The organism is Natranaeroarchaeum sulfidigenes, from assembly GCF_017094485.1.
Taxonomy (GTDB): Archaea; Halobacteriota; Halobacteria; order Halobacteriales; family Natronoarchaeaceae; genus Natranaeroarchaeum; species Natranaeroarchaeum sulfidigenes.
This window is the reverse complement of record NZ_CP064786.1, coordinates 2,764,861-2,788,629: the sequence shown is the minus strand read 5'-3', so window position 1 is coordinate 2,788,629 and position 23,769 is coordinate 2,764,861. Positions and strand designations below refer to the sequence as shown.

Below are 23,769 nucleotides of genomic sequence, written 5' to 3'. Positions count from 1 at the left end.
TAACGAAAGGAACATGCGAATAAATGTCTATCTCTCGCGGAACCGGAACCGACGGGTATACCCGATTCCGGTCCATACTGCGGCCAGAATGAGCAAGGACTACATCGAGGTCCGGGGTGCCGAGGAGAACAACCTCAAGGACCTCGACGTCGAGATTCCGCGCGAGCAGTTCAACGTCGTCACTGGCCTCTCGGGGTCGGGGAAGTCCTCGCTCGCGTTCGAGACCGTCTACGCCGAGGGCCAGCGCCGCTACATCGAGAGCCTTTCGGCCTACGCCCGTAACTTCCTCGGGCAGATGGATAAACCGCAGGTCGAGACCGTCGAGGGGCTCTCCCCAGCCATCTCGATCGATCAGAAGAACGCCGCGAACAACCCCCGTTCCACGGTCGGGACAGTCACCGAGCTCCACGACTACCTGCGCCTGCTGTACGCTCGCGTCGGGACACCACACTGTCCCGAGTGTGGGAAGGAAGTCGGCGAACAGACCGCACAGAACATGGTTTCGCGACTGCTCGATCTCCCCGACGGGACGAAGGCCAAACTCGCTGCACCGGTCGTTCGCGACCAGAAAGGGGCCTTCGAAGATCTGTTCGACGAACTGGTCGCCGACGGCTACTCTCGGGTGGAAGTCGACGGCAAAGAGCACGACCTGACGCTTGAGAAACCCGACCTCGACGAGAACTTCGATCACACCATCGACGTGATCGTCGATCGGGTGAAGATCGATCCCGATGCCCGATCGCGAATCGCCGACTCCGTCGAGACCGGTCTGGAGGAGGCCGACGGAGTTCTGAAAGTGATCCTTCCGAACCCACCCGAGGACATCGACGTAGGGGCCACTGCCCGATCGACGGGCGATCTGGGGACCGGTGGGGAGAAAGACGAGACGGCCGACGAACGCCTCGTCGTCGAGTTCTCCGAGGAACTGGCCTGTACCGAGTGTGGCATCGACCTTCCGGAGATCGAGACCCGCTCGTTCTCGTTCAACTCCCCACACGGGGCCTGCCCGGAGTGTGACGGGATCGGCCACACCAAGGAGGTCAGCGAGGAACTCGTCGTCCGGGACACCTCGAAGCCGCTGAAACACGTCTTCGAGGCCTGGAGCTACAGCCGGTCGTACTACCAGACCCGGCTGGACGCCGTCGCGGCACACTTCGACGTCTCGCTTTCGACGCCATTCGAGGAGCTTCCCGCGGATGTCCGCGAGCAGTTCCTCTATGGCACCGACGACGAGGTGCTGTTCAAACGCCAGACCAGAAACGGCACCCGCGAGAAACGCAAACGATTCGAGGGAGTCATCCCCAATCTGGAACGGCGATACGTCGAGACCGATAGCGAGGGTACTCGCGACCACATCGAGAAGTACATGTCCGTCACGGAGTGTCCCGCCTGTGAAGGAACACGGCTTAAAGACGCCTCTCGTGCGGTCCTCGTCGATGACACTCCAATCAGCGCGGTCAACCGGATGAGCATCGGCGACGCGCTGGCTCACTTCGAGGAGATGGAGGCGACGATGTCCGAGCGCGACCGGACAATCGCCGAAGAGATTTTGAAAGAGATCCGCGCTCGACTCGGCTTCATGTGTGAGGTCGGGCTGGAGTACCTCACGCTCGATCGGGAGGCCTCGACGCTGTCGGGCGGCGAGAGCCAGCGAATCCGCCTTGCCACCCAGATCGGCTCCGGGCTGGTCGGCGTGTTGTACGTCCTGGACGAACCCTCGATCGGGCTCCACCAGCGTGACAACGACCGACTCCTGAACACGCTCGAAGAGCTCCGTGATCTGGGCAACACCTTGCTCGTCGTCGAGCACGACGAGGAGACGATGCGTCGTGCGGATAGCGTCATCGATCTCGGCCCTGGACCCGGAAAACGCGGCGGCGAAGTCGTCGCGCAGGGCAACGTCGAGGAGATCATGGCGGCTGACGACTCGATTACCGGCGATTACCTCGCCGGGCGAACGGAGATCCCCGTTCCAGAGGAGCGGCGAGAACCAGAGGGCCACCTGACCATCGAGGGCGCACGCCAGCACAACCTCGACGATCTAGACGTCGACCTGCCGATCGGTTGTTTCACTGCGATCACTGGCGTCTCGGGCTCCGGCAAGTCGACGCTGATGCACGACGTGCTCTACAAGGGACTGGCCCGGAAAATGAACGACAACACCAGCGTCGACCCAGGCGAGCACGACGCGATCACCGGTCTGGAGGGGATCGAAACGGTCCGGCTCATCGACCAGAGCCCGATCGGTCGCACGCCGCGCTCGAACCCCGCAACGTACACGAGCGTCTTCGACCATATCCGCGAGCTGTTCGCCCAGACAGAACTCTCGAAACGCCGCGGGTACGCGAAAGGACGGTTCTCGTTCAATGTCAAGGGTGGCCGCTGTGAGGAGTGTGGCGGACAGGGTACCGTCAAGATCGACATGAACTTCCTCTCGGACGTCTACGTCCCCTGCGAGGAGTGTGGCGGTGCGCGATACAACGACGAGACCCTCGATGTCGAGTACAAGGGGAAAACGATCGCCGAGGTGCTGGAGATGTCAGTCGAGGAAGCCTACGACTTCTTCAAACACGACTCGCGGATCGAGCGCCGGCTCAAGCTGCTCAAAGACGTCGGACTGGACTACATGAAACTGGGCCAGCCATCGACGACACTCTCCGGTGGCGAGGCCCAGCGTATCAAACTCGCCGAAGAACTGGGCAAAAAACAGACCGGCGAGACGCTGTACCTGCTCGACGAGCCGACAACTGGTCTACACTCGGCTGACGAACGAAAGCTCATTGAGGTGCTCCAGCGGTTGACTGACAACGGCAACACCGTCGTCGTCGTCGAACACGAACTGGACCTGATCAAAAACGCCGACACCATCGTCGACCTCGGGCCGGAGGGCGGTGAACACGGCGGACAGATCGTCGCGACCGGAACGCCCGAAGATGTCGCTCGGACAGACGAGTCACACACCGGTCGGTATCTCCGTGACATGCTCCCGGCTGTCGACCTTGACGGGCCAAGAGCTGGCCGGACGATCACACCGCCGCCGACCGACGACTGAGCGGCCGGGGCGGCGATCGACACCCCGCGGACCGCCCGGTAATTCCCGATACGCGCGTTTTGTTACGAGTAGCTTCTTTTTAGCCAAAGGTATTTGCGGCTTCTCTGCTTATTGCGGGCCATGACGCCGATCGAGATCGGGTTGATCGTGGCGGGGTTCGTCCTCGCGTTCGCTGGCGCAGCGCTGTTCAAATATACGGTGACTCTGGTCGGATTCCTGTCAGGTGCCGCAGGTGGCTACGCTATTGCTTCGTACCTCGTACTGGACCCGCTGATGCTGGCAGGTGCAGCACTGGTGGCCGGATTTGCCGGTGTTTTTCTTGCGTTCACACTGATTACCACTGTTGCAACCATCCCGGGATTCCTGCTCGGCTCGTACGTCGCTGCCACGGCTGTCGGTCTGTCGGGATCGAATCTCGGCCTCGAACCAATCGGGATCACGATGTTCGGCGGAATCCTCGGTGCGGCGGCCGCAGGGCTCCTGTTCAAGAAGGTCTTGCCGATACTGATGGCTTTTGTCGGTGCAGCACTGGTGACACAGGCCTGGACCATCGAGGCGTTCTCTCAGGCAGCCTCTTCGTTCGATCCGTCGCCCGTGTTATTCGATCCGACGCCAGCCTTTCTCGCGGTCGTCGTCGTCGGGACGCTCAGCCAGTACGGCCTCGTGAAGCTGGGCTGGGCGAAGAAACTCACGGTTCCACTCGCTCTGTTGTGGGCTCGAATTCGCAGGTCCAGGGAATCTCCCGATGATTCGACGGACTCCGAAACGGGCAGCGAGCAGGGAGCCTCGCCGAGATAGTGTTCTCGGCGTTCGGTGTGCACCAAACGACTAACACTACCCGAGCCCGATCGTAATCGTATGCGCGTGTATGCCGGGATGCGCGACCGACTGTTCTCTATTCGGACTGACGAGCCACGAGCGACGACGCATCTTTTCGGTCATGCGATCGAGTGTGTCGCCGCAAACGACGAGCGAGTGTTCTGTGGGACGTTCGAGTCGGGGCTGTTTCGTCGCGACGGCGATGGATCCTGGGACCGCGTCGGGGTAGAGACGCTGCCGGACTCCGTTACTGCCGTCGAGCTCTCTTCCCACAATCCCGACGAACTGTGGGTCGGGACCGAGCCGAGCCGTGTATTTCACTCCGTTGACGCGGGGGAGAGCTGGGAGCAGCTCACCGGGCTGGCCGAGCTCCCGTCGGCAGAACACTGGTCGTTCCCGCCACGACCGGAGACCCATCACGTCCGCTGGATCGAGCAGGACCCAAACGACGCGAGCCGTCTCTACGTCGGGGTCGAGGCGGGAGCGCTGGTCATCAGTCCGGACAGTGGCGAGAGCTGGATCGATCGCCCTGACGGCTCTCGACTGGACAACCACCAGCTTGCAACCCACGTCGGTGCATCCGGACGCGTGTACTCGGCCGCGGGGGATGGCTACGCGGAGTCCGACGACTGGGGGACACACTGGACGCATCCACAGGACGGGCTTGCCCACCGCTACGTCTGGAGCGTCGCGGCTGCTCCGCGAGATCCGGACACGGTCCTCGTATCGGCGGCGTCGGGGGCAAGAGCAGCACACAGAACTCCCGAATCCTACGTCTATCGTCGTCGTGGCGACGGTGAGTGGTCCCGACTCGGAGAGGCGGTGGACGTCGGAAGTGGGCTTCCGACCGGAGAGGGGGTGTACCGCTATGTACTGGCATCGGGGGTGCGGCGCGGCGAGTTCTACGCGCTCTCGAACACGGGGCTGTTCCAGTCGACCGATGCGGGCGTAACGTGGAATCGGGTCGACGTGGAGTGGCCCGACCCGTGTACGGAGATGACTGCACGAGGGCTGGCTGTGGTCGTGAAGTAGGGCGAACTGGCGACGGGCGGATACCGCGGAGCGACGTGTCGCACGCTTCTGAGATGATCTTCGACGACGGAGAGCCGTCACGAATCGCTCCGGGCAGGTGTCAGTGCATGAACTGGATCGCCGCCTACTCCGTGTTAAACCTATGGGGGAGATGCGAGTGCAGGGACGGAAAACTGGCGGTATGGGTTTTTGTCTCGGGCCTGCGCCACTATCTCGTGTATGTCCATCGACGCGCTCGAAGGGTACGGTCTGGAGCGAATGTCTGACGACGAGATCCGGAACTTCCTCACGATCCAGGGCGTCGGCGTGCTCGGGCTCCCGAACGAGCCTGTGCCGTACTTGTTGCCGATGTCCTACGGCTTCGACGGCGACGACCACCTGTACTTCACATATCTGGTGGGGCCGGAGAGTCAGAAGGACTCGCTGAGCGACAGGGCCGACGCGGCGAGCTTTCTCGTCTATCGGGCTGATTCGACGTTCAACTGGGAGAGCGTCCTGCTGGAGGGGAGGCTCGAAGCGTTATCTACGTCGGAGTGGGAGGTGCTCGGCGATGCGACGGATGGTGGCTGGCGTCCTGAACTGTTTACTACCGGATCGACCGAGGAAAACGTTAGCTTCTATGAGTTCATCATCGATGACCGGACTGGGATCAAACACACTGGGCTTCCGCCAGGGTTCGAGCGTTGATCCTCCCAGTACAGTGTCGTCTCCGGCACAAACGACTATTATGCTGAGTGGTGCCGGTTCTAGTGGGGGAAATACAATGCCAGTTGAAGACCTTGCACGGAGTGATGTCGTGACAGCACCGCCGAGCGCGTCGGTCGCTGAACTCGCCGCAACGATGGACGCCGAGGACGTCGGCAGCGTCGTTATTACGGAGGGGGACACGCCACGCGGAATCGTCACCGACCGGGACCTGACCGTACGCGTATTGGCCGCGGAGCGTGACCCGAACACCCTCCGCGCTGATGATCTCATGTCGACCGACTTGTGTATGGTCGAGCGTTCCGCCGGGTTCTATCGAGCCACCGAACTGATGGCCCAGCACGGCGTTCGGCGCCTGCCAGTCTGTGACCGGGATGGGGATCTGGTCGGAATCATTACGGTCGACGATCTGAACGAACTGCTCGCCGACGAACACGGTGAACTCGCATCCGTGGTTCGTGCGCAACGACCGCCGTACTAGACCTTTTTCCGGCGGTCGACGGTGAGAGTAGGTATGGACATTGGGCTTACCGTCGGCGACTCGATCGGACGCACCGAGATGACTATCGAGGGGTTCGATTTTGCAGAGTTCTCGATTGGGGAAGGGACTGATTCCACCGATATCGACGGGAAACGTCTCGAACGAGTCCTCACGGCGAGCGAGGCCGAGCTCTGTGTCCACCTTCCCTTTCAGCAGGTCGTCGTGACGCCCGTTCCGGAGATCAACGAGGCGATTCTCGCGTACCAGAGCCGACTGCTGGAGTGGGCGGGTGGGTACGGAGCGAACAAAGCTGTCCTCCACGGCACAGCGCGAAACCCACACGACGTTGATCTCCGTGACGTCTTCGCCGACCAGCTCGCCGCGATCGGACACGCTGCCGCAGAAGCCGATGTGGAACTCGTCGTCGAAAACGTCGGGCACCAGAAGCGTGGACTCCCACTGAGCGTTCTCGGCGACCTCGCCAGGGAGACGGATACGGCGGTCTGTTTCGATGTTGGCCATGCATACATGGAGGACGGTATGGATGGAATCGACCGATTCCTCTCCGGATACGACGACCTCATCTCGCACCTGCACGTTCACGACGCGCGGAGCCGCGGGGACACCCACTTGCCACTCGGGGCCGGAGAGATCGACTACGGTACCGTGGCCGCGGAACTGCCCGATTTCGACGGGACGGCCGCCGTTGAGGTGTTCACCGATGACGTCGCGCTACTGAGAGATACCAGAGATCGAATTGAGCGCCATCTCACGGTGTAAGCGCCGACGGGAGAGACACGAACGCATCCGGATTGTGGGCGGACATGTTCAGAACGCGACAATGTCGTTCCGGGCAAAACAACGACGTGCAATGACCCAACTATATGTCAGAGATCCCGCCGAACGGCACGAACGGATCCACGATACGTTCGCAGAACTCGCGGCTGGTCAGACGCTCACGCGATCAATTCCTTCAAGCCGGAGCCACTGTACGGCGCCCTCGAAGAGCGGTGGTTGACACACGCTACAGAACTGGTCGACGAGGATCGGTGGCACATCGAAATCGAGTACGCCTGAGGATAACACCGTCCACGTGTCACGGTTTCCCAGCGAGCAAAGCGGACGATGATCAGTTGTCCACGTCAGCGTCCAGTAACTCAAACAGCGTGTCGAAGTCCTCGGTAAGGCCCCCACGAGCCTTCTCGATGTTGCCCGCCGGGACGTCCTCCGCGACGACTGCAATCACTTGCTGTGCATGGTAGTTGGCGTCGGGCCGATCAACACCCTCCCGTTCGGCGACCCGGTCGAGGAACTCGTCGTAGTCGAAGCGCTGGCCGTGTTCGGCCTCGATCAGATACCGATCGATCTCCATCGGAAGCGGGCTTGCGAGGTCCGTCGCTTCCCCTTCTGGCATCCGCTCGCCAAGCGTCACCAGAACCGCCCGGATCGCCCGGACGGCCTGTCCGAACTGCGCATACTCCAGCCGATGCTGTACCTGTCCGACGAATTCTTTGTAGTTCATAGCTGTGTCACACTATTGTGACATCGTGGCATACCACGGGAGCCAACTAAAACCTGATACCGGGACTGTGACTCCCCAGGGACAGGAATCGAATATCGCTTGCCGTCAGTACCGGTCGAAGTATTGATCCTGGACTTTCACGAAGAGCGCCATCAACAGCGCGAACACCGCTGCCGAGACAAGAATCTGGGCCCAGTGAACGAGCTGGAGCGGTTCGACGTCGAATAACAGCTGGCCGGTAGGCGTGTAGAGTACGAGTAACTGGAGCGTGACCGCGACGACGACGGCGAGGACGAGCCAGGGGTTCGAGAAGAGCCCGAGGTCGTACCGGAACCGGATCGCCTGGATCCGTACGATCTCCATGACGACGAAGCCGGTGAACACCATCGTCTGGGCGAGATCCCGCCCCACGTCGTACCCTGGGCTCCAGCCGAATACGGCGTCCGTGACGTCGTATCCTGGGATCAACTCACCGTACAAGTTGAGCGTGAACAGCGGGAGCAGGCAAACCGTCATGAAGAGCGCGATACCCACGATCGAGGCCATAATCCGGCTCGTAATGACGCCCTCCTGGGGCGGTCGCGGGTCACGCTCCATGATGTCCTCCGCCGCGGGATCGACGCCCATCGTGAGCGCGGGGATACCGTCGGTGACGACGTTGATCCAGAGGACCTGAATCGGCGTGATGACCAGTCCGAGTCCCGCGAGCGTCCCCGTGAATATCATCGTCACCTCGCCGCCGTTACCCGACAGGAGGTAGTTGACGAACTTGCGGACGTTGTCGAAGATCCGCCGGCCGCCCCGGACGGCGTTGCGGATCGTCGCAAAGTTGTCGTCGAGCAGGACGATGTCGGAGGCCTGTTCGGTGACGTCCGTGCCCCGGATGCCCATCGCCACGCCGACGTCGGCGTTCTTGACAGCGGGCGCGTCGTTGACGCCGTCGCCCGTCATCGCGACGGTGTGGCCCTTCGCCTGCAACGTCTGGAGGATGCGCGTCTTGTGGTCCGGCGACGTCCGGGCGAAAATGTCGACGTCGTCGACCATCTCCCGTAGCTTCTCGTCGCTCATCTCCTCTAGTTCGGGTCCAGTGATCACCCGCGTCGACCGGAGCCCGACCTCCTTGCCGACGGCGCGGGCGGTGACTGCGTTGTCGCCGGTGATCATCACCACGTTGATGCCGGCGTCGAGACAGCCCGTGATAGCGCCCGGAACCTCCGGACGTGGTGGGTCGAGCATCCCCTGCAGGCCGAGAAAGACCATGGACTGTTCGAGCTCCTCGTTCGGCGTCTGGATCTGTTCGTCGGGGACCTCCGGCCGGTAGGCAAAGCCCATCACGCGGAGGGCGTCCTCGGCGAACGACTCATTCTTCGCTTCGATCTCGGCCCGTCGCTCGTCGGTCAGCTCGACGAGTTCACCGTCGACCAGTTCCCGGTCACACCGCTCGACTACGGTCTCTGGCGCACCCTTCATGTAGGCGACGGCGTCACCGTCCGCCGTCCGGTGCACGGTCGTCATCCGCTTGCGCGCCGACGTGAAGTCGATCTCGCCGGTACGAGGGTACTCCTCGGCAAGTGTCTCGTGGTCGAAGCCGGCCTTCTGGGCGGCGACGAAGAGCGAAATCTCCGTCGGATCGCCGAGGTAGGTCCGTTCGACGTCAGCGTTCTCGCCATCGCCCGCCGCACCATCCTCGACCAGGGCATCGGTACGGTCCGAGTCTCGTTCCCGGAGCCCGACGTCGACGTTGTTGCACAACATTCCACACCGCAACACCTCGGCCACGCGCTCGTCGTCGATGGGGTCGCCCTCGTGGAGGAACTCGCCGTCGGTGTCGTAGCCGGTTCCCGTCACCTCGTAGGTCTCACGGTTGGCGACGATCCGCTGGACGGTCATCTCCTCCTCGGTGAGTGTGCCGGTCTTGTCCGTACAGATGACGTCGACCGATCCCAGTGCCTCGACGATAGGGAGCCGGCGGACGAGCGCGTTTTGCTCGGCCATCCGCCTTGCCCCAAGGGCGAGCGAGAGTGTGACGACTGCTGGCAACCCTTCGGGAACCGCGGAGACGGCGATGCCGACTGCCGTCAGGAAGACCTGCAGCGGCGGGGTGTCGCCGATCACCAGTTCGCTGATCGCGATGACCGCAACCGCGCCGATCACACCCGCCGCGATGATCTTGCCCAGGCGGTCCATCTCGGCCTCGAATGGCGTGTCGCGCTCCTCGGCCTCTTCGAGGGCCGTCGCGATCTGGCCGATCTCGGATTCGGGCCCGGTCTCGACGACCACCGCGGTTCCCGACCCGCGCTGGACGACCGTGTCCTTGAACAGCATGTTCTTGCGCTCGGCGAGCGCAGTCTCTTGGTCGATCTGACCGACCTCCTTCGAGACACCGACGCTTTCACCTGTCAGCGCCCCCTCGTCGACTCTCAGGTTTGACTCCTCGACGATGCGAGCGTCCGCGGGCACGATGTCGCCCGACTCGACGAAAATTACGTCGCCGGGGACGACCTTCGTCGCGTCGATCTCGGTCTTCTCGCCCCCCCGTCTGACGAGCGCGTACGTCGTCGACATCTCCTGAAGCGCCTGAATGCTCTGCTCGGCGCGGTAATCCTGTAGGAAGCCGAAGACAGTGATGAACACGATCACACCGGCGATAACCCCAGCGTCGATCGTGTGCCCCACGATCGCCATCACCGCTGCAGCGACGATCAGCACCCAGATTAGTGCCGGTTTGTACTGGTTGATGAAGATCTGCAACAGTGAGACCCCTTCTTCGCTCTCGATCTCGTTGGGGCCGTACTCGTCGAGCCGACGCTGGGCCTCGTCGCCCGCCAGTCCGTCCTCGTCAGTATTCAGGGCGTCGTAGACTACGCCGATCTCTTGGGAGTGCCAGCGCTCGGAAGCGTCCTGCTCGGGGATAGCATTGACATTTGTACGTGACACGGTGATCTCTTCGTCCGCAATCTCGTCGTATGCCTGTGCATCTGCGCAGGGGGGAGAGGTCGGATCTGTGCCAGCGTTCCCGGACGTTCTCGACTTCACCTACCACGATATCACACTTAATCCCCCACGGCCGGAAAACGGGACACGCCGCCATACGAGGACGGTCTGTCGACTAGCCAGCCGCCACCGACGTCGACCGCAACGACGTTTGCCCCTGCGTCGGCTCACTCGTGTGCCATCTATCGCCTCATCCCCGATCCTGCTCCAGTGATTACGACGACGCTCTCGGATAGTGGTGCTATACTAAATAATTATTCATAGTACTTACTTGGGTTGGGTGATTTTCATAGTCAGGGAATTGGGGGGTGATCCGCTGTAAGTCTCACCAGTTCCGTTTTCGAGTTGCAAATGAAGGAACTCCTTGACGCGCGGGAGCGGCGATGCGGACCCGGCTACTGACAACCGTCATGAACTGTGCGCCCGGTAGATACTTGGACAACATCTATTACTACACTACTCATGTCATATATTATATTATAGTCATAGTGATAAAACAACAAGTAAACACGGCCTGTGATACCCTCACACCGAAATCTAGAGCGACGACAACAGAAGACATATACACTGCTAACTGGGAGTTGGGGGCCGTGAATCGACGTAATTATCTCACCGCAGTCGCCGTTTCGGGTGGGGCAGTACTGGCGGGGTGTACAGGGTCATCCGACGACGAGTGTCGGACCGAAACAGAAGAACTTTCAGAAACAATATACGATGAGTGGGAGACGGTCGGCGCTGGTCAGACGTGGACCGTCCGAGCCGAAATCGAGGAAGCCGGTCACGAATTGGATATCCTCGCTATCCGGACGGACGACGGTGCGCGACCCCTATTGCGCGTCGAGGATCCCAGCGGTGATCTCGTGCTGGAGACTGATGTCGCCGAACGGATCGAACGACGGATCACCGCAGAGATGGAGGGTCGGTACTACATCTATCTCGACAACACTGCCGCGGTGACGTCGGGTCAGTGGGATCTCGACGTAACCTATTTTTACGAGGCCGAGACGGAGATCTGTGAGTGAACTCGCTGTCACACAACCCCGGATCGGCAGCGATACTCACTGATCCTCAACCGGTCACACAACACCGTCAGGTCAGTGCAGTGAGCAACTCGATGACAAGCAAAAGCGAAGCGATTGAGACGACAGTTGTCGCGACCACGTTCAGCGACGCGACGTGGCGGTTGCCGCCGAGTTCGACGGCGAACACGTACGTCGAGACGGCGGTCGGCATCGCAAACATTACGACGCCAGCGCGGACCGTGGCGGCGTCAGCACCGACGAGCACAAAGACTGCCAGAGCGATGGCGGGCATCACCAGAACCTTGACCGCGATCACCGTCGCGAGCGTCCGGTATCGAAGCGTTCCGGCCTGGACAGTAAAGGTGGCACCGACGACGAGAAGTGCCAGTGGCAGGGCGGTGTCGCCGATGCGCTCGATCACCGTTGCCGGTGTTGTCGGTACTGATAGCCCAGCAGCCGAGACCGACAAGCCGAGAATTAGTGTCAGGATGACCGGGTTCAGTAGGACGTTTCGGATCTCTTCCCGGAGCGATGCGGCTGCGCCGGTCAACGTCGACAACACGGTTACTGTCGCGGCGATTTGAATCAACGAGCCGATCCCGAGTATCAGCCCTGCTCGCGCGGTTGCCAGGTCGCCAAACGCAATCGCGACGACTGGAATCCCCAGATACCCGAAGTTGCTGTGATAGGACTGGACGGTCGCCACGCTTCGGACCTCCATGTCCGACTCACGCCGATGGACGAGCCACGCGATACCGATCGCCGCAAGCATTGCTACGGACACGCCGACGACTAACCGCGTCGAGACAACGTCCGAGAGGGGTTGTGCTGTGGTCGCCGAGAAGATCAGCGCGGGGAGCGCGACGTAGTACGCGATCGCGTTCACGACTTCGCGGCGCGACGGTGTGAACAGTCCTACGTATCGCGCACTGGCCCCGACTCCCAGGATGGCGAGCATCGACAGCAACGCGACGACCAGTTCCACAGCCGTTGGTTACGGAGTACACAGGATAGCCCTTGCGTTCTCGTGGAGCGGGGTCTCCGGCCCCCGATACGTCTCGGGCCACTCACGGCTGGTCCCGCACTCGGGACCGGGGGCGACGTGATCCTCATCATCGAACACCCGCTGGACTCCTCTGAGACGGTAGCTCCACAGTACCGGCAGGAAGGGAAACTCGTTTCTCTCGGTGACGAGTTCCAACACCCAGACCGCCTCCCGGTTTCGGCTAACCCCCATCGATAGAGGGCGCGGGGTGCTGTCAAAGATAATGCCCGAACAAACTTAGCAGTCCGATTCTCAAAGACAGGTATTGCCGATTTTCGCCGGTCTAAGCGAGTGAAAGGTCCATTTCTATCCGGCTTGAAACGGGTAAAATTATTGATGGGCCAACGCGGAAAGGAATCAGCAGGATTACAGGTCCGTTCAGGTGCTGAACGCTTCTTGGAATCGGCCGCAGTCAGGTGGTTTCCTCTGATCTGTGATTCCAAGATTACCCATGGTAGAAGACGAAAATAACGAGCTGGATCCGATCGATCCGAGTACTGCGCAGCAACTGTATCTTGAACACAAAGCGTCCCAGGCGATGGAGAAGACGGTTCAAGGCCACCGATACCGAACCAACCACTTCGTTCGCTGGTGTGACGTGGAGGGTATCGACAACATGAACGACCTCACGGGGCGTGACATTCACGAGTATCGCCTCTGGCGAAAGGAAGACGGCGATCTCAACGCTGTCTCGCTCCAGACGCAGATGTGCACGATCCGTGTGTTTCTCCGCTGGTGCGGTTCGATCGAGGCAGTTGATTCGAAGCTCCACACCAAAGTCCTCGTGCCACAGGTGCCTCGGGAGGAGCAACAACGCGATGAGTTGTTAGAACACGAGGAAGCAGAGGAGATACTGCTGCATCTCTCGAATTTCCACTACGCGTCGAACAAACATGTCCTGCTCGCCCTACTGTGGGAGACAGGACTTCGTATCGGTGCTGCCAGAGCCATTGATCTGCGAGATGCCGATCTTGAAGAGGAGTTCCTGAGGCTGAAACATCGACCTGAGACAGGTACTCCGCTAAAAAATGGATCTGGTGGTGAGCGCCTCGTGGCCATCTCAGCCGACCTCGCAGACCTACTCGAAGACTATATCGATACCGTACGCACCGACCGGACTGATGATGCTAATCGGGAGCCGTTATTGACGAGTAATCAGGGCCGACTCTCTCGAAGCAGCATGCGCCGGTACATCTACATCATCACGGCTCCCTGCTTACTCGACAAGGAGTGTCCGGGTTGTAAAGAAAATAAGGATGAGAAGTGTCCCGAAGCGGTGACTCCTCACGCAGTTCGCCGAGGAAGTATCACTCACTTCCTCACCGAAGACGTGCCGACCGAAGTCGTCGGTGATCGGATGGATGTGAGTAGAAAAGTTCTAGAGAAACACTACGACCGCCGATCCGAGGAGGTGAAATTGGAACAGCGACGTTCCTACCTCGATAACGTCTAATCACTCAGCTTTGCACGTCAGCGTCGGCTGTTGAGTGAACAAACAGGTGGTCGGTCTTGTTCGTGACGAGGTACTTGATTGGGTTCTCCTCGTCCTCGTCAGTCTTTTTGTCGGCGATGACAAGCTTCACGTCTCTCGATTGGGTGACGGGAAGCGTCTTCGTCGAGATGGAGTAGATTTCCTTATCAATGCTGCGCTCAGTGTTGTCGATGAGCTCTTCCAGCGCATTGACGGGGATTTTCCTCTGTCGTAAGTCATTTGTCGGTTACTCCGAAGCTTCGCGTCACATTGCTGGCAATTTCGATCTCATGAATATCTTCGATTTAATACGAGTCAGTTACCAAACACGCACGTTCTATCAGCGAAGTTATAACAAATATGAAACGCCATCGTCAGCACGCGTCTGGATAGATATCTCGTGCGTTCTATCGGTAGAGAGTAGGCCGTATGTACCGGTCAGTGGTTTGTCCGGAAGTTCTTTGCTGAATGCATTGATCGAGACGTGAGAAACCCCCCAGAACTCGGTGTGTTCGGTCTGGTGGATATGACCGCTAATGGTGCCGTGAACGCCATCGCAGTGAGAGAGGATTTCGAGTACTTCCTTTCGTTCCCAGAGATAGGCACGTTCAGGATAATCCGCAAACCACTCGTTCTCCGCAAGATCGAAATCACCGACAGGATGGTGGGTAAGTAGGATCACGTCGGACAATGACTCAAGTTGTGTTTCGAGCCACTGGAGTTGTTCCCCACCGATGCGACCCATAGCTCCGCCTAGTTCCTCGTATGCGGTATCGAGATAGACAAAGGTCGTCTCTCCACTCTCAACCACGCCGTAGAACTGTTGTTGGTCGAGTATATGGCCAAGTTTGTTTTTTTCGAGGTGTTCGACATCGTGGTTACCGAGCAAATAGGTCACCGGAACTGACCATTCAGAAAGGAGTGTGTGGACGCGACGGACATTTTCGCGATCTATGGCGACAGAGTCCCCGTCTTCGATAAGATCCCCGAGGACGAATGCATGCTCCGGGTTATGACGTTCAAGTTCTGCCAGCACAGCCCGCAGCTCCTGTGTGATTTCTTCGACATAGCCGTCTCGCATATGAATATCCGAGAGGATAGCGACTGTCATACTCGTGGTACGAAAGCGTTAATAAAGAAGCTTTGTAATCGTCAAATGATTGGTTGCGTATGTCAGACGACCTATGTGGATATGAATTTATTCCCACAGAGTGGGAACGACATAATGGTCGGCCAGCAGCAGTGGCCGAGCAATGGTCGTGTCCACGAGAGTCCGTTAAGGGGGCGGACTGCTGTGCGTTCCATCTCTCCCCAGCGGAACGTGCCGAATACGGCGTGAGCGACCAAGCCGTGAGCGATCAGTTGCGAGACGAGCTGGGCGCGGGGGATTCGGAGGTTACTCCAGTTATCGGCGCACATCTGCCGAACATTGATCTCTGTGAGGCAATTATTGACAAAGGGACAAACGCGATGGTTGACCTCCGGCACGTTGAGGTGGCAGGTGATGTGACAATTGAGGGTGCTACGGTAAAACAACCTCTCCAGTTCGACGAGGCTACTGTTGACGGGACAGTCGACTGCTCTAATTCAACGTTTACCCAACCAACGCGGTGGGATCGAATACGCGTTGCGGACGGCTTTATAGGCAAGAATGCAACGTTCAAAGATAGCGTTAGTTTTCAGGATGTGTCGGTTGAGGGAGAGTCATCATTCAGATACGCAACGTTTGAGCGCGAAGCGGACTGGTACGGGGCGGCGATTGCAGATGGCATTACGTTCCGTCAAACGAAGTGGCATCGTGGCTGCCAGTTCCAGCATGCGGACTTTGGGGACTACGTTGATTTCTTTTTCAGTTCCTTTCACCAGCGGGCAACGTTTCAGGGGGCGACTTTCGGAGATACAGCCCGCTTTTCGAAGTCCATCTTTGATGAGCAAGTGAGCTTTCTTGGTGCAACCTTCGAGGCCGAAGCGCTATTTAAAAAGGGCGAGTTCAGATCGCATGCCTACTTCCAGAATGTGACTTTCAAGAACGAAACATCATTTTCGGAGATGACTTTCACCGGGAAGGCTAAATTCCAGTTATCACAGTTCCAAGGCGAGGCATCCATCTCGTATGCAGAGTTCGAAGAGAATGCCTACTTCCAGCGCGTCGTGTTTGATGACTACGCAGAGTTTTTTGAGTGTACGTTCACGGATATCGCAGATTTCCGTTGGACTGAGTTTCACGGCCTTGGACGGTTCATGGATGCGTCTTTTTTCGCCGAAGCATACTTCGAACACGCACAGTTCCTTGATAACGCCGATTTCCGAGACGGGAAATTTGAGCACTTAACTCGGTTCCGAGAAACAGTGTTCGCACAAGCACCGCTTTTCAGGCGAGCAGAAATCGAAACTGCAGAAATTGTAAATATTAAACCGCAGTCTGGCGAGTTAACACTGTATTGTGAAGGAACGGAAATCCGTGAGGGTCGCATTAGGCAACGTGACGGAAACAAGGTCTACTACAATTTCCGGGAAGCCATACTCGGCGATATTGACCTACATCTTGAAACAACAACGCCGTTCAACCGGTTGCTCATCTCAAAAACTGCGTTCGAAGGATTCGATTTTTCCAGATACCATTACGCTTTGGCCCCAGAGTGGGATTTACACACCTTTGCCGGGCAAAAAGAGTTTGAGTCCCATATGGAGGCAAGCCGGTTTGCATTGGGGGAGCGAGAAGGCACCGAAGAGGTTTCTAGCCATCACGAACAGGAGACGGGAAAGTCACGACGGAAGAAGCCACAACAGGAAGTGTCATTGATTTCAAAGGTGAAAAAAGGATTCAGTTACCCGCGACGGGCCCTGGACCGTATGTGGGCGGACATTAGACACGCACCGACTCTAGAGACGACCTATCTCAAAGCCAAAAACGGCGCAAATAAGGTTGGTGATAGTCGTGCCGCATCAGCGTTCTTTGTACTTGAGATGACATATAGACGGAACGTACACATCAAGCGCGCGCTCAACAGTTCCGAGCGTTTAGGTTCACGTATTCGCTCTCTCGGTGCCGCGACGCTGAACTGGCTGTTGGCCCTCAGTTGTGGCTATGGAGAGAAGCCGTATCGGACGCTGTCATTCTCGCTGGTCATCGTGTGCCTGTATGCGATCGTCTATATGATGATGTTAGATAACTCGCCAACCGATTCAACGTTTGGCTATCTCCTCTTTAGCTTTCAGTCATTTAATGCAATTATCCTCGGCGTTGATACAGATCCGTTCTCTGAGGTTCAAAGCTTTGTTGCAGCCAGCCAAGGTTTTGTCGGTGCGTTCATGATTGGATTGTTCGTTTTTACGCTGACGCGAAGCATTCACCGCTAACCCGTGTGTATTTTGATGGTAGCGACAAGATAACCGATATGAGTGATTTAGAAATCACATTTTCCCGAACACTTCCACTGTTCAATACAACCGACCGCGACGTAATTCAGCGGCTCTTACACCATGCGGTTGAAGATTTCTCTTACGACCATCCTGACCGAAAGATTGCACGCGACCTTTATCACAAAATCCGCGAAGGTGAAGCAATGAGGCTACATATCAGCGAGGAATTTTCTGATGTCGTTCTGGTGGTTGATCCTACTATAGCTGACGCCTCTCCTTCTGATATCATCTCTCGTTTTATAACAGACATGAACACGCAGGACGGCGAATGGCAGACAATCGCAGTACAATTGGAGGAGTGGTGGGATCACCAACCCGAGGTTGGAAACGAATACGTGTTTGCCTTTGAGTATCTGCACTGAGTGGTTTGTTCGCAGCTCGCCGGCGGAAACGTGGCTGCAACCTTTGCCGTTTGGTGGAATTCGCTTAACTAAACACGATGATTTTAGGACTTGCTGATAGAGTCCACAAATTGGACACCACTTACTAGACGAGTTTGAACAGCGATCTGATTCAAATCCAGGGAGAAGCCATCTGGACGACCTCATCAGCTTCGTCTTCATCACTAACAACATGTACTCGTTCGATGCGCTGATCCTCATCAAAATGCTCGATAATACGTCGATGAAAATCGCCCGTCGGACTATCCGAGGGTATTATCCCATCAACCCGCAAATATAGTTCCTGAGTTCTCTCCTCTTCAGTTTCGGCTGCCTCCAATCGTTCCATTAAATCACCGACAAATACCTCGCACTGTTCCCTGTGAGCAGCATAGAACCGTTCAAACCACTCGTCAACTATCGACTCTCCGTGCGTTCAAAAAACGACTACCGTGTTGGTCTGATTACCGTCCATTGCCACCCTTACCGGGTTTTGCATTCGTCTTTAGCTAAGCCTCACACCTTGGTTGCGTAGCGGTAGCGAGCGTCTCTTGTAAGATCGGTCGTTGCTGATGAATCTTCTGTGCCTCTTCGATCAGCCGTTCCAGCAACGGCGGTGGCGAGTAGCCGAGGTATTCGCCAAGTTCGTGAAGAATGAGCTGGGCGTGCGACCGGAAGGTCGCCGCCCAGCGTTCCGGTGGAAACACGATCTCGTCGGCAGCCTGCTCAGAGACCAGATCCAACAACTCACGGCTCACTAGCAGCGACAGCAACGCCGCATACAGCAAAATCTCCACCACAACAGGGTTGCTCGTGTCGAACTCATCTAGTTCGTATTGCGTCTTCAACTCACGAAACAGCGTTTCTACCTCCCATCGACACCGATACAGCGTCCCTAGATCTGCCGGGAGAAACTCTTCTCTCGGTAGATTTGTGATGTACAGATGGTAGTCGTCGGCGTCCTCGTCCCGGACGCCGACGACGCGGAACCGCTTCGTGTCTAGCGACCGTGTTCCCTCGTACTGACCCCGCTTGAACTCCGCTTCGACCTCTACGTCAATGTACTCCCGCGAGAGATCACCGACCACGTCGTGGATCTTCTCCCCTTCTAAGGGAATGGCGCGCCCGCGCCATTCCCGTAACTCCTCTGTTATCACCGGATTCGCGTTCTGCTTCAACCGGCTCACGAAGTAGCCGTCGTTCTCGTCGATCAGCGCAAAGCGGCGGTACTTGAAGTACGCTAGGTCGAACAAAACCAGTCGTCCATGCAGCCACGATCCCGCCTTGAACAACGTGCTGTCGTGCGCTTTTTCATCGGTCACGTCAATCCGTTCAATCGTCTGATCGGTGGCATTGTGGAGCAGGTGGAGCTTCGCTCCAGCCTGCTCCTCGTGGCGAGCTTGGAACTCGTCGGAAAGGAACTCGTGCAACCGCAACACCGTTCCATCAGCGATCATCACGTCCCTGAATCGGTCGATATCAGCGTCAACAGCGTTGGGAACAGCGACCTCGTCGAGACCACGCTCGACGAGGTCGCGGAGATACTCTGCAAGTGACGGCGTCAACCGGTGATAGAAGCCACCAGGAGAGATGGTCTCATCGGCTGTGGAGTTGTAGCTACGCCTGAACCCAGCGAGTGTTCGGCTCTCGCCTGCGGCGAAGCCGAACACGAGCGCCCACACGAGGACGGGGATCTGAAGTTTGCCCTCACGCTCGACCACGCCGAGTTCCTCGGCGTGCTCTTCGAGGAACTCAGAGGGAAACAGTGTAGTAAGCCGACGCATGATTCTTGATGAGGAGGCGTCTTGGTGCACACTTGCCGCCTCCTCATTCCTCTCAAAAAGTAGCCTCGATAAGCCATTGCTGTCACGCGGTTCTTCGCTTAGCTAAAGACGAATGCGCGTCTCGTTTAGCCTCAGACGAAGGCCAAAGTCCGACCACAGATCATGATACGACAAGGATATATCCACACCGCATACTATTTTGAATAATGTCCACTACTCAAAATGTGATTTCGAGAGGCGATAGGTTAAGAGTCGGTAACCAACTCCAGTCCGGTCTCAGCGAGAATGAGTAATGACACATTGGACTCTGCTATCCAGCGAGTACTGGCTATTGGCTCTACTAGTGCGGATGCGGTCGAGGTACTTCGCCCGGCGTTTGACACGGTCTTTTCAGCCGTTTCTATCGAGTCTGTAGACGGCTCCGATGCCGAGGAAGTGATTTTCCTAGATCAACAACTCGATATCAAACCAGTAGCTGCCGTCGTCTGTGCGAGTTCACGGTTCTGGTCCAAATATGCTGACGAAATGCCGACTAAACCACCTCATGTGCATCTGTTCGTCGTTGATATTGACGACACGCATGACCCGGACGAGATTCAGTCCCACCCAAATGTCACATACATCCATTCCGAGACGCCGGAAAAACAGATTATAGCAACGCTCCAAGCTTCACTCCCAACGGCCCAACGGGCTATTGACACTATTTCCGACACTACCAATACTGCTACAACGGAGTTGACGCCGGTAGCGACGGGACCGTTTTCCGAGCGGTTGTTCTATGAAGCCCCACTCCCGCTGTTGGTTGCTGAGGGTGAGACAGGAACCATCGTTGCTGTCAACGACCGTGCGTGCGAGCTACTAGGTCGATCTCGAGAAGCACTCCTTGGAGCAAACCAAGTGGAGTTACATCCAGATAATACCGATATCGATTACCAGGAGGGCTTCCAGCACTCTGTCGATGCCGCCGGTATCGATTCTTTTGTTCAGTACAACGGCCCACGCTATGTCGAGGACGACAACGGCGAGGAGGTGCCCATAGATATTATCGATACAACTATCGAAATCAATGGCCAGGTATACGTAGTCGGGGCATTTCTCGATGTATCCGATCGCGTCAACGAACAAGCAGCACTCCGCCGTAGATCCAAAGCAATTGAGGCGTCACTAACTGGGATTTCAATACTCGACCCGGATGAGAGATACACCTATATGAATGACGCTCACGCGGAAATCTTTGGCTACGACCCGGATGAGCTTCTTGGTGAGAGCTGGCGGACCCTGTACGACGAACAGACACAGGCAGAGATAGAGGCGGGTCCATTCGAGGAACTCGAAGAAACTGGGGCTTGGGAGGGTGAGTTGATGGGAGTTCGGCAAGATGGAGAACCAGTTGAGCACTATATTTCGTTAACGCAACTTGCCGATGGGGGGATCATCTGTGTCAACCGAGATATCAGTGATCGCAAACAGTTCGAGCGACGCCTCAAATCGGTCAGGGAGACCGCTCACTCCCTCATGTTAGCAGAGAACCGCGATACTATAATCAATCAGACTATCGAGTTGATAGCTGAAAAGATTGATCGACCCTTGGCCGGATACCTCCGGTACAATGGATCGGAAGACAAGCTACTCCCCGCTTCTGTGTCCTCTCAGTCTCGGGAACTACTGGATAATCTTCCATCCTTCAGGCGAGGAGAGGGACTTGTATGGCGGGCATTCGAGGCCAACGAGGTGCGATACTATCCCGACCTCACGAATATCGACGATGTGTATAATCAAGATACACCGATAGGTTCCGAGCTACACATCCCGGTCGGTAACCGCGGTGTGTTCATTATCGGCTCGACGAAGACCGATGCTATTTCCGCCAACGAACGCAAACTGCTCGAGATCACCGTTTCTCATGTCCGAACCGCGCTCACACTTGTCGAGCGTCAAAGAGAATTGAAACAAGCACGTAAGAAGGTCGAGGCCGAACGCGAACAACTCCGGCAGGTTATCGATACAGTCCCACAGTTTATTTTCGCAAAAAATGAAGCAGGGGAGTTTATTTTTGCGAACGAAGCCACCGCAAAGGCTTACGGTACAACTCCCTCAGAGCTCGAAGGGAAGACCGACGCGGATTTCGCACCAAACAATGCCGATGTTGAAGTGTTCACTCAAGACGACCGGACAGTCATTGAAACTGGCGAACCGGTATATCGATACGGTGAGACGCTCACAGATGCCGACGGCAACGAGCGGATTCTCGAGACAATAAAAGTCCCATTTGAACCGATTGGGGTGGATGGGCCTGCAGTGCTTGGATCGTCAACAGATATTACCGAACTCCAACGAACACAGAAGGCTCTGGATCACCTCCAGCGATTAAACTCGATTAATGAGCTCGAAAGCGAGCTACGCCACTGCCGGACATCAGCCGAAATTCACGAAGCAGGCATTGAAACCGTCCTTAGGGGGCTTGACGACATTGTCGTCGCTACATACTCGTGGGACGAAGCTGATGGCGTCCTTCACCAAATGGCGAAAATACCGACCGAAGGCAATCAATTCCCAGAAACAGTGACTACCGATGACCAGACCTATTGGCGGGCGTTTACAACTGGTTACGACCAGCGACTTGACGACACCTCCGACGAGCGTGGGTATGCGGTACCGATCGGATCCGCTGGCTTACTCGTCGTGTCCAACATCGATGATGATTCCGAGCAAATTCCTGACTTTCTAACTACGGTTGGGAACGTTCTCGCAACTGCCATTGAGCGGTCTAAACAGCAGGAGTCGGTCGAAGACCTCCGTGCGACTCTCGACAGTGTTAAAACGGACCTCAATTCCGTGCAAACCCAACTAGAGACTCTTGCCGACACGGTTGAACAGGCGCTTGAGGCAGAAACCCGGAGCGAATTAGATCAATTGCTCGTTGAGTTTATTGACACAAACTGGCGATACGGCTGGGTCGGTGATTTCAAGCCACAAATGGATGCCGTCATTCCTCGAGCGGCTACCGATGATACTGGCCCGGTAAGTGAACTCGAAACTGGTTCCGATGTGGAAATGCGACCCGCTCTCGAAGCCGCGACAACCCGATCTACCGTATATGTCGAGCGAACACTAGCAGAACGAGACAGAAAGTGGGCGACGGCTATGCTTGCGTATGGATACCGCTCCGTGCTCTCCATCCCGATCATTGATCAGGGAGTAATTTACGGTGTTGTTGAAGTTGCATCTACAGACGTTGACGGGTTCGACACGCGCACCACCACGGCTATTCGTTCCCTCTGCCGGATCATCGGTCATCGGCTTAGACAACTGGACATTGACAACGTTGCACGCCTGACAGCGGAATCAGTTGAAATTGATCTTGCGTTTACTGACTCTCGGCCTTTTTTCCCATCTCTTCCGAGTGATACTTCGATACAAGTCCGGAATGTTATCACCGTCGACAGCTCGACAAGACGCCTGCAAATGGTTGTTAGTGGGGCCTCCCAGCCTGAGTTTGAGACATATCTTTCACAAATCCCCAGTCTTTACGACACAATTATCAACCACAATGAGGCTGAGACAGTTTTTAAAGCTGAAGTATCACTCGACGTGTCTCGCCGCGCCCCCACCGAGATGTTGTTCGAGGAAATTGTATCCAGAGAGGTCCGAGTGTCGAACGTTCTCTCCGGGTCAGAGGAAGAACTCATTACGTTCACCGTCGCTGATCGTTCCACCGCCTCCGTCATCGCTGACGCACTCACCGCTCGCTTCGAAGGCGCTTCGCTCCTCGCCAAAAGAACCCGAGAAGAGAGCGATATAGAATCTTTCGCACCTACCCATATACTTACAAATCGACAGCGAGAGGTGCTTCAAACCGCATACTCCGAGGGCTATTACGACCAGCCGAAAGGCATCAACGGCCAAGAGATTGCCGAGCTGTTTGATATCTCACATTCGACGGTCCACGAACACCTCAAAGCCGCCGAGCGCAAGGTTCTGAGAGCCTTTTTGCCAAGGGACGTTCCCAGCCAAGAGAGGTAAACACACCGTTCTGAGA

General features: G+C 57.1%; 18 protein-coding genes and 1 pseudogene. 11 read left to right on the top strand and 8 right to left on the bottom strand.

What is annotated here, in order from left to right:
• Nucleotides 1-88 precede the first annotated feature (88 nt).
• The 6 genes from uvrA (at nucleotide 89) to AArcS_RS14450 (ending at nucleotide 6,869) form a co-directional block, all read left to right on the top strand.
• Nucleotides 89-3,052, top strand: coding sequence for an excinuclease ABC subunit UvrA (gene uvrA, locus AArcS_RS14475; RefSeq protein ID WP_238478124.1), 2,964 nt, complete (start codon nucleotides 89-91; stop codon nucleotides 3,050-3,052).
• A gap of 120 nt (nucleotides 3,053-3,172) precedes the next feature.
• A complete protein-coding gene (locus AArcS_RS14470; RefSeq protein ID WP_238478123.1) occupies nucleotides 3,173-3,850 on the top strand; it encodes a hypothetical protein in 678 nt (225 codons plus the stop codon).
• A gap of 60 nt (nucleotides 3,851-3,910) precedes the next feature.
• The gene (locus AArcS_RS14465; RefSeq protein WP_238478122.1) at nucleotides 3,911-4,903 is read left to right on the top strand and encodes a WD40/YVTN/BNR-like repeat-containing protein; all 993 of its coding nucleotides are present in this window, start codon (nucleotides 3,911-3,913) and stop codon (nucleotides 4,901-4,903) included.
• 219 nt (nucleotides 4,904-5,122) lie between these two features.
• Entirely contained in the window at nucleotides 5,123-5,590 is a 468-nt protein-coding gene (locus tag AArcS_RS14460) for a pyridoxamine 5'-phosphate oxidase family protein (protein ID WP_238478121.1), read from the top strand.
• A 76-nt stretch (nucleotides 5,591-5,666) separates the two neighbouring features.
• Nucleotides 5,667-6,089 carry a CBS domain-containing protein gene (locus AArcS_RS14455; protein ID WP_238478120.1) on the top strand — a complete coding sequence of 141 codons (423 nt, stop codon included), beginning with the start codon at nucleotides 5,667-5,669 and terminating at the stop codon, nucleotides 6,087-6,089.
• Between the two features lie 33 nt (nucleotides 6,090-6,122).
• A complete protein-coding gene (locus tag AArcS_RS14450) occupies nucleotides 6,123-6,869 on the top strand; it encodes a sugar phosphate isomerase/epimerase family protein (protein ID WP_238478119.1) in 747 nt (248 codons plus the stop codon).
• Between the two features lie 349 nt (nucleotides 6,870-7,218).
• Here the strand turns inward: AArcS_RS14450 and AArcS_RS14445 are convergent, their stop codons facing one another.
• Nucleotides 7,219-7,611: a DUF2267 domain-containing protein gene (locus AArcS_RS14445; protein WP_238478118.1), complete on the bottom strand. Its 393-nt coding sequence runs from the start codon at nucleotides 7,609-7,611 to the stop codon at nucleotides 7,219-7,221.
• A gap of 105 nt (nucleotides 7,612-7,716) precedes the next feature.
• Nucleotides 7,717-10,548, bottom strand: a complete 2,832-nt coding sequence (locus AArcS_RS14440) for a cation-translocating P-type ATPase (RefSeq protein ID WP_238478117.1) — start codon at nucleotides 10,546-10,548, stop codon at nucleotides 7,717-7,719.
• A 647-nt stretch (nucleotides 10,549-11,195) separates the two neighbouring features.
• Between AArcS_RS14440 and AArcS_RS14435 the strand changes: the two genes are divergently transcribed.
• Nucleotides 11,196-11,627, top strand: a complete 432-nt coding sequence (locus tag AArcS_RS14435) for a hypothetical protein (protein ID WP_238478116.1) — start codon at nucleotides 11,196-11,198, stop codon at nucleotides 11,625-11,627.
• 67 nt (nucleotides 11,628-11,694) lie between these two features.
• Here AArcS_RS14435 and AArcS_RS14430 read toward each other — a convergent pair whose 3' ends face one another.
• Both AArcS_RS14430 and AArcS_RS14425 read right to left on the bottom strand, forming a co-directional pair.
• Entirely contained in the window at nucleotides 11,695-12,612 is a 918-nt protein-coding gene (locus tag AArcS_RS14430) for an AEC family transporter (RefSeq protein ID WP_238478115.1), read from the bottom strand.
• A 9-nt stretch (nucleotides 12,613-12,621) separates the two neighbouring features.
• Nucleotides 12,622-12,864, bottom strand: a complete 243-nt coding sequence (locus tag AArcS_RS14425) for a hypothetical protein (protein ID WP_238478114.1) — start codon at nucleotides 12,862-12,864, stop codon at nucleotides 12,622-12,624.
• Between the two features lie 259 nt (nucleotides 12,865-13,123).
• Here AArcS_RS14425 and AArcS_RS14420 point away from each other — a divergent pair, with 259 nt between their 5' ends.
• On the top strand, nucleotides 13,124-14,125 hold the full coding sequence (locus AArcS_RS14420) for a tyrosine-type recombinase/integrase (RefSeq protein WP_238478113.1): 1,002 nt from the start codon (nucleotides 13,124-13,126) through the stop codon (nucleotides 14,123-14,125).
• Nucleotides 14,126-14,174: 49 nt separating this feature from the next.
• Here AArcS_RS14420 and AArcS_RS14415 read toward each other — a convergent pair.
• Together AArcS_RS14415 and AArcS_RS14410 are read right to left on the bottom strand one after the other, a co-directional pair.
• Nucleotides 14,175-14,401 (bottom strand): annotated as a pseudogene (locus AArcS_RS14415) (IS701 family transposase); the annotation flags it as partial.
• Nucleotides 14,402-14,492: 91 nt separating this feature from the next.
• Nucleotides 14,493-15,254: a metallophosphoesterase family protein gene (locus AArcS_RS14410; RefSeq protein WP_238478112.1), complete on the bottom strand. Its 762-nt coding sequence runs from the start codon at nucleotides 15,252-15,254 to the stop codon at nucleotides 14,493-14,495.
• Between the two features lie 59 nt (nucleotides 15,255-15,313).
• On the opposite strand from AArcS_RS14410, the gene AArcS_RS14405 reads away from it, so the two are divergent.
• Both AArcS_RS14405 and AArcS_RS14400 read left to right on the top strand, forming a co-directional pair.
• Complete coding sequence (locus AArcS_RS14405; RefSeq protein WP_238478111.1) at nucleotides 15,314-17,503, top strand: pentapeptide repeat-containing protein; 2,190 nt, start codon at nucleotides 15,314-15,316, stop codon at nucleotides 17,501-17,503.
• A gap of 38 nt (nucleotides 17,504-17,541) precedes the next feature.
• Nucleotides 17,542-17,928: a hypothetical protein gene (locus AArcS_RS14400; protein ID WP_238478110.1), complete on the top strand. Its 387-nt coding sequence runs from the start codon at nucleotides 17,542-17,544 to the stop codon at nucleotides 17,926-17,928.
• A 151-nt stretch (nucleotides 17,929-18,079) separates the two neighbouring features.
• Here the strand turns inward: AArcS_RS14400 and AArcS_RS14395 are convergent, their stop codons facing one another.
• Together AArcS_RS14395 and AArcS_RS14390 are read right to left on the bottom strand one after the other, a co-directional pair.
• Complete coding sequence (locus AArcS_RS14395) at nucleotides 18,080-18,295, bottom strand: hypothetical protein (protein ID WP_238478109.1); 216 nt, start codon at nucleotides 18,293-18,295, stop codon at nucleotides 18,080-18,082.
• Between the two features lie 160 nt (nucleotides 18,296-18,455).
• Nucleotides 18,456-19,730 carry an IS4 family transposase gene (locus AArcS_RS14390; protein ID WP_238479982.1) on the bottom strand — a complete coding sequence of 425 codons (1,275 nt, stop codon included), beginning with the start codon at nucleotides 19,728-19,730 and terminating at the stop codon, nucleotides 18,456-18,458.
• A 285-nt stretch (nucleotides 19,731-20,015) separates the two neighbouring features.
• On the opposite strand from AArcS_RS14390, the gene AArcS_RS14385 reads away from it, so the two are divergent.
• Nucleotides 20,016-23,753, top strand: a complete 3,738-nt coding sequence (locus tag AArcS_RS14385) for a PAS domain S-box protein (protein ID WP_238478108.1) — start codon at nucleotides 20,016-20,018, stop codon at nucleotides 23,751-23,753.
• Nucleotides 23,754-23,769: the final 16 nt, after the last annotated feature.